Raw genomic sequence first — 11,126 nt, forward strand, 5'->3', positions numbered from 1 at the left:
TTTTTACTGGTGCCTCTCCCANGGGGCCGACCTCCTCCTGACCGTCAAGGCGAACCAGAAGAGCCTGCATCGCCAGATCCGCAGCCAGTTCCAGGGAAAGCGCAAGATCCCTTTCACTGCAACGGATCACGAGAAACGGCATGGGCGCGACACGACCTGGATCCTGCGGGCCAGGGAGGCACCGGTGCACATCAAGGAGAACTGGCCGGGCTGCAGCTGGATCGTCGAGGTGGTCACCACCGTGATCAGCAAGGGCAAACGGACCGAGCGACTCCACTACTTCCTCACCAGCCTGTGGAGCGCCCCAAAAGCATTGCTACGAGTGGCGCGGCAGCGCTGGAGCATTGAAAACGAGTGGCACTGGGTCCGGGACGTGCACCTGGGTGAGGACGCCCACCGTTACGCCCACCGGGTCGGCGCGCCTCTGTTCTCCTTCCTGCGCACGGTGGTGATGAACCTCCTGCGGCGAGGAGGATTCCGCTCGATCCATGCTGGCCAGCAGGAGCTGGCGCATGACATCAGGCGGATGCTGACGCTNGGGGGGCATGAGCACGGCCTGATCAGACTTTCAGGCAGCCCTGGGCTGCCCTGACAAACCTGTTCCTGGCCCGACGCCACCTGCTGGCGACAGCTTGACCAAGGTAGCTGTGTACCGAAAGAGGTCCAGCGACAGGTCCAATACATTCAAAAGATGTCAGAGAATTACCTTGTATCGATGCAAAGCAGATATTGAGCACAGCTGAATGCCCAATCTCCCGCTTTCAAGTCTCAACAGCTGCCCATACCGCTGTTGCCCAGAGCTTCCCTAACTGATGTTAGAATGATTGTCGGCAGCGAGGCTTCAATCCAGGAAGCCAGGCCGTAATTCTATACCTATCGCGGACTGCTCCTATCATGAGCTACAAAATTATGCAGATCGAGGTTTCAAACTACTGCTCGCTTGCGTGTAGCTACTGCCCTCATCCTGGGCAACAACGACCTAAGGGCAACATGGACCTCGGCATGTTTAAAAAGTGCATCGAGTTGGTCCTTCGATCCGCAAACCCGGAGCGCGATGGTCGCAAGTTTGTGTGGCTCAATCACTTTGGCGAGCCATTACTCAATCCCATGCTACCCTTGTTTATTAGCTATGCAACAGAGAACGGTGTTGAGGTTTCCTTTGCTTCCAATGGGGTTGATTCTACAAATATGATGTTCCCTCAAAGTCTCTGGCAAAAACTTGCCGATTCCGGTCTCCGTGGTGTTGGCATCTCTGCGCACACCCATCCACCTGATGAGTTCAGGAGACACCTTGAGGGAATAGTTGAGATTCTTTATTTCTGGGAACCAAAGAAGGGTAATCTGCATGACTGGGCAGGGCAAGTTGCCATTCCATCATGGNAAACAAAACACCCCACTTTGCCCCCCCCAACGCCTGCGACTATGAGCGTGACGATATATTCGCAGTAACATGGGATGGGAGAATCGCTGCCTGTTGTTATGATATTGAAGCCCAAACAGGTCTTTCTGTGGATGACGTTATTTCTAGCGGGTATGTTTACTCGCCCGTCAAGCTCTGCAGAGGGTGCACGCTTGGCCGTGGTGACAGCGAGTGGCTAATTACACCATCATTTACTATGTAGACATCGGCTTAACTGCGCGGCCAAGCACAGTTAAAGGATAGTGCGGATCGTCAGCTATTTTAGGGTAGCCCTTTAAGTCTTCAGCGCTGAGGCCCTCTAGGAAGGAGATTGCAGTGAATACATTACCGCGGCTGTTCACTTCAACTCTTTGACTGGGAAACTTAAGCAGCAGAAGTTGCCTCAGAGAATTTGGGGTAAAGCTCCACATCCAGGAGTCACGCCATTCTCCAGAGTCAATATTTGAGATTCCGGGCACTGTGATCAGCGCCACCCCACCTGGTTTGAGAATCCTGTGGATCGTGGCGATGGTGGAAGGTAGGTCGAAGATCACAACGAGAACCTGAGTGAGGATCAGGCAGTCAAAGCTTTCATCCTCAATGTGAGGAGCATCGCTCNAATCTCCGATGATTGTGGCGCCTNGGGCCCCAGGAGTAATGTGAAGTACGTCACTTTGCGTGACACGACTTTCTCCAAATTGATTTGTATAGCTATTGTCTCCCACTTCTAGCACTCTACCTTGGATATCCTGTTTATTCCTAGACAGAAAGTCCTCAATAAACGGCCTGTCGATTGGAGTCCCACGATCGTAGCCAAAGTGTCTACTGATAGGATTGATCCTTGCAAAATCTCCAAAGTCTACACGACCTACTTCTGGGATATTATCGCGCAATGATTCACCTTGTGGTTTGCTGTGTCTTAGCCTCCTCAACGCTGAGTCGGTGAATCTTACCCACTCAGTTGAATTGGTTCCTAAATCATAGCGATCGTACAGAATCTCAGGGACGTCCGGAAGTTTTGTGAAATTGTATGTTGGGGCAACTCTGAATCGCTCGACTTCTCGTGGAAATTCCTTGAGAAGCTCCTTTTGACTGAGAAAACAATCATAGAGTTCCCCTTTGAAAGCTCTTTCGGAAGCATTAAGGACTAAAACTACAGCTTTTGGACTTTCTTGCGCAAACTCTGAAACGACACGTTCACCATCTTTTGAATAGTACGATGTCATTTCAACAATTCTTGGAGCGGACCTGCCACAACTATTTAAGTAGAGTATGGCTTGATGGCAGGCGAAACAGACTGCATCATGGTCAGGATGGCCTCCTTCATACGGGTGCGTAATTACCACATCTACATTTGCTCCTGAAATTAAGTCTGCTATGGCATGAGTCAGTGATTCTAGCTGCTGACTCAGCTGTTGATCTCTATAGCCTAATCGAATAAGACTCTTAGATGAGAGCCCTAAAAGATGCAAGGCCAGATCAGCTTCCTCTACGCGGGCTTTTTCGTATTCTAAAGGAGATGGAAAGCCTGCCCATTTAGAGAATATTGGGTCAGCTGGCACCCCGTTGGTCACGTGAACAACCTGAAGTGATTCAAGTGTAGACATAAAAACTCCTGCGCCTATAATGTCATCATCGGGATGCGCGGCTATTAGCATTACCTTATCTATCTTGGCGCCTATTAAATACTGAAGTATTCCGATTGCTGCGGATCTTTCATTGATGTGCTCCATCTAGTCAGGTTGCTGTGTCGTCATGATCCAATATAGTGCCTTTGGATTTTTGCGACAAGAGCCCACTCATTTGCTCCTAAGCAATTGCATGCGCGACCGAGTAGCTCTTCAACTGCCCAGTCAAGCTCTCTTCTGCGAAAGGCCTGCAGAGAGACCGGGGAGCACAGAGATGTAAGTAGTGGCCATATTATTTCTATTGCAACCTCCAGGCTCTTCAGGCACTCTGTAATTGTATTTGGTTCTAGGTCGTTCATTGTGCTGCCTTCTCGCTGAATATAATGATAGGCGGTGCTTCTTGTGCTGGCATATCTGTGCGCCATTGAGTAGAGTATGATTGTGCAAAGTAGATCTTCGCAGAAGATTAGGCGTTCTCGTGATGGTGCTCCTAGCTCTTCCAGCTTTTCCATGGCACGTATCCATAACGCTCGTCGGATCAGCTTGTTAGCCAGGTTGTTGTGTGACTCGCCGATCATATACTTTTCGAGAATCTCATCTTCTCTTCGTATGACATCCTCGCCGAATCGCTGAAATAGATAAGGCCTCTCTCCAGGCTTTTCAATTATGAAAGGGCATTCAACAATGTCAGCTTCACTTTCCAGGCTTCTTGCAAGCATCTGTTCTACAAAGTCTGGCTCTACATAGTCATCATGATCTAGAAACCATAGATGTTCCCCAGTGGATCTCTCCGCGCCAACAGTGCGAGCCTGGAAGGGGCCTTGACGTTTCGGGAGACGGATGATCTGAACTGGGACTTTCTTTTCTCTGAGGCTGCAGACTGCCTCATCATCGATTAAGCATCCATCCGCTACGACTATGACTTCGATGTCCCTTCTGGTTTGGCACTGTAGTGATGCAATCGAAGTCTGGAGCTCGCTTGCACTGCCGTAGAACGGGATTACTACAGACACGGATGGGGCAGGAGTCTCCTCCCTCCTCAGCATAGTCATCACACTTTTTAGCATCCTCATCATTGGCGTCTGCAATATTGTCCATCTTACGCGATTGCTTGAGGAGTGTCTGGGTTATATGGTTTTCACGATCTGCTGAGGTTCATTTTGACGAATACGTCTCTGGCTTGGTTCAGCGGCTGTCCCATCAGGTAACTGCGGACTATTATGGTTCCTTCGCGGGGTTTCGAGGTTTCATCAGGAGCTCTGGTTGGCGTTGACGTGGATCTTTGGAAAGGGTTCAGGTTGAATGTCTGTGTTGTGCTGTCCAGGCAGGGCTGGGGGCTTCATGATGAAGCGAACCCGCTACAGGCCCCAGCAGAGCAGCCGCATCCGATAGAGCCTAAAAGCTCAGAGTCTTATCAATTGCCAGGATATGCATCCACTATCTTGTTGCTTCTCTTTCTTTGCCTCCATTAAAAATTGTCTGAACGGTGGTCTTCTCTTCTTTTCATGCTATTCGTGAGAGGCCTCTTCATGTGTCGCGCGCGTGGCGTCTTCGATCTTCGGAAATATAATCCTAATCCCCCTCGCTGGGTAAGTGAAGGTGCTGCAACGCCCTGTCGCCTACCCGCTTGGCAGTGCAGTGGTTGAACAGCAATCGCTTCACCGATGGAGATGCCAGCACATTTTGCATGAGCGCCACCGACTGTTACCGTTTAGGTTGACCTGCCTGTGGGTTTAGGATTGAACTCTTGGTCTTTCGCACTGGTACTTTCTTGTGAAGCTTTACCTGCAAGTTCAAGAGCTGCTTTCCCTCGCGCGTGACTATACGCATGAGTTGTCAGCTGGGGTCGTCGAAGTTCAGGAAGGTCTCCGGCTTAGCCGTGAGATCACAAGCGGCTTGCGAATGCAGGATAAGCGCCTAGAGTTGTTATCCGAGCTATTCCAGAGTGAGTTGCCTCGGTATTCCGACGTAGCCACTATTGACGCCTTCTTGTTCGACGCATTACGTGATCTCTTTTCGCTTCATCCATCAAACCCTACCTTTGTTCCTTTGTTTGGCTGTCTCTTCAGGATGCTGAGTGGCGAAGCGATCGATCGTCTGCATGCAGATTGCAGCAATCAAGTTCTTGTGGCGCATGTCAGTTGTCGTGCCCGAGAAGATCGGGCCAGAGCGAGCATCCATTCATTTCCAAGTGACCTCGATGGAACCCGCCATCTCATTGTGGTCGGGGACCCCAGTCATGCTCATGGTGGATTCTCGGTGCGGTATGACGGGGAACGCATAGAGCTTCCATGTCGGGACTCTTACGAAGGCCACTGCGAAAAATGTCTCCACTTCTATGCGTTGCTTTCATCTGTTTCTATGCCTCGACTTGTTTATAAGCTCGATGACGATGTGCATTTGGATGATTCTGATTTGTTTCTCACCCACATAGAAGACCTCCTCTCACGTTCTATTCCTTATGCTGGCCATGTGGTTTCGGGATGGCCGCATCATCGCCAGATGTGGCATGGATGGCATTTGGGCAAATGCCTCGACAAGACCTTTGAGGCTATTGGTTGCCAGGTCCCAGTTGCCTCTGCATTCGCTGACGGGGGCTTCGGGTATGCTCTTGCCCCTCAAGCTCTTGAGGAGCTCTCGTACGCGTTCTTCGCTCACCGTGCCTCGCTGGAGGTCCCCTCAATCATGTATGAGGATACTACAGTGGGTCTTTTTCTCCAGCTGGCTGGCATCGTGCCAGAGTGTATTGATTATGGTGCTACGGGTTTGACATCCGAGCGTCATCTTATGCAATTAGATCTACATTGTCGATGGCGGGAATATGTTGACTATGAAAAAAGGCTGATCCTGTCTTTGGAAAGCCACTCCCTTTGGGATGCCTTTAGTTCTCATGGTTGACTGGTATTGATAGCCTCGTGTAGCGCCTCCATCGCTTGTGCTCTACGCAATCTTCTCCTTCTGGGTAGGGCTATACATGCCAAAGCCGTGATCTTTCTGAAAGCCCTAGTAAGCCATGCTGATGCTCTCTTTTCGGATCTCTCATTATCCCCGATGATGGTTATCCCCGATGATGGCACCATGCTGCACAGGCTCATTCTTTCGCTTCGGTGCCCTCCGCTCTGTGAACCGTCTCTCCGCCCAGCCCGAAGGCGGCATGCACCGCCTGCAGGGCCCTCACCCCGTCGGCTTCGGCCACCACACAGCTGGTGCGGATCTCGCTGGTGGCGATCAGTTCGATGTTGATGGCCTGATCGGCCAGGGCCCTGAACATGCGGGCGGCGGTGCCGGGAGTGCAGGGCATGCCGGNCCCGACGGCGCTCACCCGGGCGATGGCGGCACCCTCCTCCAGGTGGGAGCCGGGCCACTGACGCAACAGCGGAATCAGGGCCTGCTCCGCCCGCGGGCGTTCGTCGCGCTTGAGGGTGAAGCTGATGTCCTTGCTGCCGTCGTGGCTGCGCTCTGACTGCACGANTCGCGTCCACGCTGATGCCGGCATCGGCCAGCGCCCGGCAGACGGCCGCGGCGGTGCCAGGACGGTCGGGCACCCGCCGGACCGCCACCTGAGCCTGACCCAGGTCGAGCGCCACGCCGCGCACCGCCGGCAGGCCCAGGTGGCAGGGTTCGGGGTTGTGGCGCAGCTGGCCGTCGCTCAGCTCGAACGCCTCGGCCGCGGCCCGCAGGGCCTTGGCCCCCTGATGACCCGCTACCAGACAGCTCACCTTCACCTCGCTGGTGGCGATCAGGCGCAGGTTGATCCCACCGCGGGCGAGGGTGTCGAACAGGCGCGCCGCCACGCCCGGCCTCCCCATGATGCCGGCGCCGGCGATGCTCAGCTTGGCCAGGCCGGCCTCGGCACTGAGCTGGGCCCCGCCTTCGCAGTCGGGATCGGCGCCGAGCGCGGACAGCACCTCACGGCAGACCAGTTGGGCCTGGTCGAGATCGCACTCCGCCAGGGTGAAGGCGATGTCGTTGGAGGTGCCCTCGTGGGTGGCCTGCACGATCAGGTCCACGTTGAGGCCGGCTGCCCCCAGAGCCTCGAACAGCTGGGCGGCGACGCCGGGCCGATCCGGCACGTGGGCCAGGGCGATCACCGCCTGGTGCTCCTCGAGCTCGGCGCCGTCCACCGGCTTGCCCAGCTCCAGGCCGCCATGGCCGATCGGCCTGGCCGTGCCACTGGTGAGCCGTGTGCCGGGCGCGTCGCTCCAGCTGGAGCGCACCACCAGGGGCACGCCGTAGTTGCGGGCGATCTCAACGGCCCGGGGATGCAGCACGGCCGCGCCGAGGCTGGCCAGCTCGAGCATCTCGTTGCAGCTCACTTCATCCATCAGCTGGGCATCGGCCACCTTGCGCGGGTCGGTGGTGAGCACGCCTGGCACGTCGGTGTAGATCTCGCAGACATCGGCCCCGAGGGCCGCGGCCAGGGCCACCGCCGAGGTGTCGGAGCCGCCGCGGCCCAGGGTGGTGATCTCCGGGGTGCCGGCCGCCGAGTTGCTGGTGCCCTGGAAGCCCGCCACCACCACCACCTGGCCCTCCCCGAGCAGATGGCGCAGCCGTTCGGTGCGGATCTCCAGGATGCGGGCGCGACCATGGGCTGACTCGGTGACGATGCCCGCCTGGGTGCCGGTCATCGACATCGCCGGCACGCCCAGGGCATCCAGCGCCATCGACAGCAGCGCGATCGACACCTGCTCGCCGGTGGCCAGCAACATGTCCATCTCCCGCTGCGGCGGGGTGCGGGTGATCGCCCGGGCCAGGCTGGTGAGCTCATCGGTGGTGTGGCCCATGGCCGACACCACGACCACCAGGTCGTTCCCCTCCTCGCGGCTGCGGGCGATCCGGCGGGCCACCGCCTGGATGCGTTCCACGTCGGCCACCGAGGTGCCCCCGAACTTCTGAACCAGCAGGGCCATGGGCGGCGCGCGGCAGCGTGCAGATGTGACGGCTGATTATCCGCCGCCGCCCGCGAGGCTGAGGAAGCCCTCGCGAAAGGCATCTCCCGGCTCCTGGCCGCGCTTCAGGCCGGCTTCCACCTCCAGCAGCTGGCTGAGCAGGCTCAGGAAGGCGCCGGGCCGGCGGCCGCGGATCTGCTTGCGCAGCACATAGATCCGCCTGGGGTTGCCGATGCCGGCGGCTCTGGCGATGGCGCTCACATCGGTCTCGCCCTTCTGGTCGAGCAGGGCCACCCACAGCCAGCCGCGGATCTGGCTGGTGAGCGAGGCCACGATGCGCAGGGCCGGCTCGTTGGCTGCCAGCAGGCCATCCACCAGGGCGATGGCGTCGGCTGGCCGTCCGGCCAGCAGGGCCTCACCCACGGCCAGGGCACTCGTGCTCCGCCCGCCCACCAGGGCCTCCACGGCGGCCCTGCCGATCGGCGCGGAGCCGCTGAACAGGCTGAGCTTCTCCAGCTCGCTGGCGAGGCGGCCGCTGTCGCTGCCGATCGCTTCGGCCAGGGCCTCGGCGGCTGCGGGCTCCAACTGCAGCCCCAGCTCCCGGGCGGCGCTGGCCACCAGCTCCAGCTGACCGGCCTCATCCCAGATGGCCGGCAGGCTGAAGCTGCGCTCGTGGGCCAGCCCGGCCTTCACCAGCTCCTGCAGCAGCTTCGTGGTGCGCAGGCGACCGTCGGGCTTGGCCGGGTTCACCAGCAGCAGGTGGCAGCTGTCGGGAATCAGCTCCAGTGTTGCCTCCAGCTGCTCGGCCAGCTCAGTGGGGCACTGGTTGCAGAAGGGGCTGCGCTGCAGCAGCACCACCCGGGCGCCACCGCCCAGGGGGGGTGTTCGCGCCTCCTCGAGGGCCTGGGCTGCCTGAGCGGGATCCTGGCCGTCGAGGCGGCTGAGGTTGATCGACGCCCAGGCCGGATCCACCAGCTCGGCGATCAGACCGTCCACTGCACGGCCGCGAGCCGCTTCGTCGTCGCCCCAGAGCAGCTGAATCGGCATGGTGGTGTGCTCCAGGCACAGTGGGAGTCTGCTCGGAGGTCGCCCGATCGGGTTGCCCCGGGCCTCCCGTCCGTTGCCGGTGAGTGGGTGCTCGATCATCCGATCTTCAGCGAGAGCATCCGCCTGATCCGGTCGCTGCTGGCCGAGCAGGCCGCGGCCGATCCGGCGCTGGCTGCCCGTCTGGCCCGGCTGGATCCGCTGGAGCGCGACGTGCTCGAGCGCTGCATCCACAGCAGCGGCGATCCGTCGATCGCGGCCGATCTGCACTTTTGCCCCGGGGCCAGCGCCGCTGGAGCGGCGGCGCTGGCGGCCGGAGCCCCGATCCTCACCGACACGGCCATGGCGGCGGCGGCGGTGGCACCGATGGTGCGGCGCAGTTTCGGTAACCGGGTGGTGTGCCTGCTCGACTGGGCACCCGATCAGGCTCCGCAGGGATCGACGCGGTCGGCGGCCGGGATGGCCGGGGCGCTGGCGGCGCTCCCCGAGCCGCCGCTGGTGCTGATCGGCAGTGCGCCTACGGCCCTGGAGGTGCTGCTGGAGCAGGTGGCGGCGGGCCTAGTCCCGGCCCCGGCGCTGGTGATCGGCATGCCGGTGGGGTTCGTGGGGGTGGCGGAGAGCAAGCGCCACCTGGCTGCCAGTGGCCTGGCCCATGTCCGGCTTGAGGGTTCCAGGGGTGGGGCCGCGCTGGTGGCCGCCGCCTGCAATGCCCTGCTGCGGGCTGCCTGGCTTCAGGCGGCGAGCGCTCCGTGTCCTGCGCTGGCTTCCGAATCGGGGGCCTGACCCACCCGCACCACGCTGTTGGCCTCGATGCGGGCCAGCACCTGGCGGGCCCGCTGCAGCACTGGTGCCGGCACTCCGGCCAGGCGGGCGGCCTCGATGCCGTAGCTGCGGCTGGCGCCTCCGGCCACCACGCGGTGCAGGAAGCGCAGGCTGTCGCCGGTCTCCTCCACCAGCACCTGGGCGTTGGCCACGCTGGGCAGCAGGGCGGCCAGCTCGTTGAGCTCGTGGTAATGGGTGGCGAAGATGCTGCGGGCACCGATGCCGCCGCCCGCCGCGGGGGTGGCCAGGTGTTCGGCCACGGCCCAGGCGATCGAGAGGCCGTCGAAGGTGGCGGTGCCCCGCCCGATCTCATCGAGCAGCACCAGCGAGCGCGGTGTGGCGTGGTGGAGGATGTTGGCCGTCTCGGCCATCTCCACCATGAAGGTGGACTGGCCGGCGGCAAGGTCGTCGCCGGCGCCGACGCGGGTGAAGATCCGATCGGCGATGCCGAGGCGCGCAGCGCGGGCCGGGATCCAGCTGCCCATCTGGGCCATCAGCTGCAGCAGGCCGGTCTGGCGCAGGTAGCAGCTCTTGCCGCTGGCGTTGGGGCCCGTGAGGATCAGCAGGTCGGGCCGGGCGCTGGAGCTGTCGGTGGCGGCGCTGGGGGCTGGCGACCCCAGCGCCACGGTGTTGGGGGTGAAGGGTTCCTCCACCAGCAGCTGCTCCACCACAGGGTGTCGGCCGGCCTCGATCTCCAGCACACGGGCGTCGGGACCCTCCGGGTCGGTGATCTCCGGGCAGCAGTAGCCGCCGGTGGCGGCCATCTCGGCCAGGGCGGCGATGGCATCGAGCTCGGCCACCAGGCGGGCTGCCGTGCGGATGGCGGCGGCCTCCTCCCCCACCCGGGCCCGCAGGCCGCAGAACAGCTCGTATTCGCGCTGGGCGGCGCGGGCCCTGAGCTGCTGGATCTGGCCCTCGCGCGCCTTCAGCTGGGGTGTCACGAAGCGCTCCTCGTTGGCCAGGGTCTGGCGACGGATCCAGTGCTCCGGCACGGCGGCGGCCTTGGCGCGGCTCACCGCCAGGAAGTAGCCGAAGGTGCGGTGGTACTGCAGCTTGAGGGTGGCGATGCCGCTGGCCCGGCGTTCACTGGCCTCCTGCTGGGCCAGCCAGGCGTCCTGGTCGTCGAGCTGGTTGCGCAGTCCATCCAGCAGGGGGTCGACGCCGTCGTGGATCAGGCCGCCCTCGGTGAGGGAGAGGGGTGGGCATCGATCAGGGTGTGGCGCAGCTCGCCCGCCAGCACGGCCAGCTCCGGCCAGGGGCGGGCCAGGGCCTGCAGGGGCGCGCTGCTGGCCCCGCCCAGCCGGGCGGCCAGCTGGGGCAGTCGCTCCAGGCCGTCGGCCAGGG

The 11,126-nt window shown here is 60.5% G+C and carries 7 protein-coding genes and 2 pseudogenes; 4 read left to right on the forward strand and 5 right to left on the reverse strand.

The features are described from left to right. Both SYNGFB01_RS11715 and SYNGFB01_RS13455 read left to right on the forward strand, forming a co-directional pair. Positions 1–592 (forward strand): ISAs1 family transposase (locus SYNGFB01_RS11715; RefSeq protein WP_255347556.1); only part of this gene is annotated, 592 nt, incomplete at its 5' end. Between the two features lie 317 nt (positions 593–909). After that, positions 910–1,449 carry a radical SAM protein gene (locus SYNGFB01_RS13455; RefSeq protein ID WP_072061621.1) on the forward strand — a complete coding sequence of 180 codons (540 nt, stop codon included), beginning with the start codon at positions 910–912 and terminating at the stop codon, positions 1,447–1,449. Between the two features lie 165 nt (positions 1,450–1,614). Here the strand turns inward: SYNGFB01_RS13455 and SYNGFB01_RS13875 are convergent, their stop codons facing one another. Together SYNGFB01_RS13875 and SYNGFB01_RS13470 are read right to left on the reverse strand one after the other, a co-directional pair. Further along, positions 1,615–3,132 carry a bifunctional PIG-L family deacetylase/class I SAM-dependent methyltransferase gene (locus tag SYNGFB01_RS13875; protein ID WP_082326018.1) on the reverse strand — a complete coding sequence of 506 codons (1,518 nt, stop codon included), beginning with the start codon at positions 3,130–3,132 and terminating at the stop codon, positions 1,615–1,617. Positions 3,133–3,152: 20 nt separating this feature from the next. Next, positions 3,153–4,100: a glycosyltransferase family 2 protein gene (locus tag SYNGFB01_RS13470; RefSeq protein WP_161795893.1), complete on the reverse strand. Its 948-nt coding sequence runs from the start codon at positions 4,098–4,100 to the stop codon at positions 3,153–3,155. A gap of 700 nt (positions 4,101–4,800) precedes the next feature. Here SYNGFB01_RS13470 and SYNGFB01_RS14435 point away from each other — a divergent pair. After that, a complete protein-coding gene (locus SYNGFB01_RS14435) occupies positions 4,801–5,925 on the forward strand; it encodes a hypothetical protein (RefSeq protein ID WP_152669642.1) in 1,125 nt (374 codons plus the stop codon). A gap of 193 nt (positions 5,926–6,118) precedes the next feature. Here the strand turns inward: SYNGFB01_RS14435 and SYNGFB01_RS11725 are convergent. After that, positions 6,119–7,937, reverse strand: a pseudogene (locus tag SYNGFB01_RS11725) (aspartate kinase). 36 nt (positions 7,938–7,973) lie between these two features. After that, a complete protein-coding gene (gene holA, locus SYNGFB01_RS11730) occupies positions 7,974–8,963 on the reverse strand; it encodes a DNA polymerase III subunit delta (RefSeq protein ID WP_048018182.1) in 990 nt (329 codons plus the stop codon). 87 nt (positions 8,964–9,050) lie between these two features. Here holA and SYNGFB01_RS11735 point away from each other — a divergent pair, with 87 nt between their 5' ends. Beyond that, positions 9,051–9,743, forward strand: coding sequence for a precorrin-8X methylmutase (locus tag SYNGFB01_RS11735; RefSeq protein WP_048018183.1), 693 nt, complete (start codon positions 9,051–9,053; stop codon positions 9,741–9,743). Here SYNGFB01_RS11735 and mutS read toward each other — a convergent pair. Continuing rightward, positions 9,692–11,126 (reverse strand): annotated as a pseudogene (mutS, locus tag SYNGFB01_RS11740) (DNA mismatch repair protein MutS); the annotation flags it as partial. The gene SYNGFB01_RS11735 and the pseudogene mutS overlap by 52 nt on opposite strands.

The organism is Synechococcus sp. GFB01 (genome assembly GCF_001039265.1).
GTDB lineage: Bacteria > Cyanobacteriota > Cyanobacteriia > PCC-6307 > Cyanobiaceae > NIES-981.

Bases quoted from the DNA above. Each gene is read 5' to 3' on its own strand.
- holA (WP_048018182.1), bottom strand. From the start codon at position 8,963: ATGCCGATTCAGCTGCTCTGGGGCGACGACGAAGCGGCTCGCGGCCGT.
- SYNGFB01_RS13470 (WP_161795893.1), bottom strand. From the start codon at position 4,100: ATGAGGATGCTAAAAAGTGTGATGACTATGCTGAGGAGGGAGGAGACT.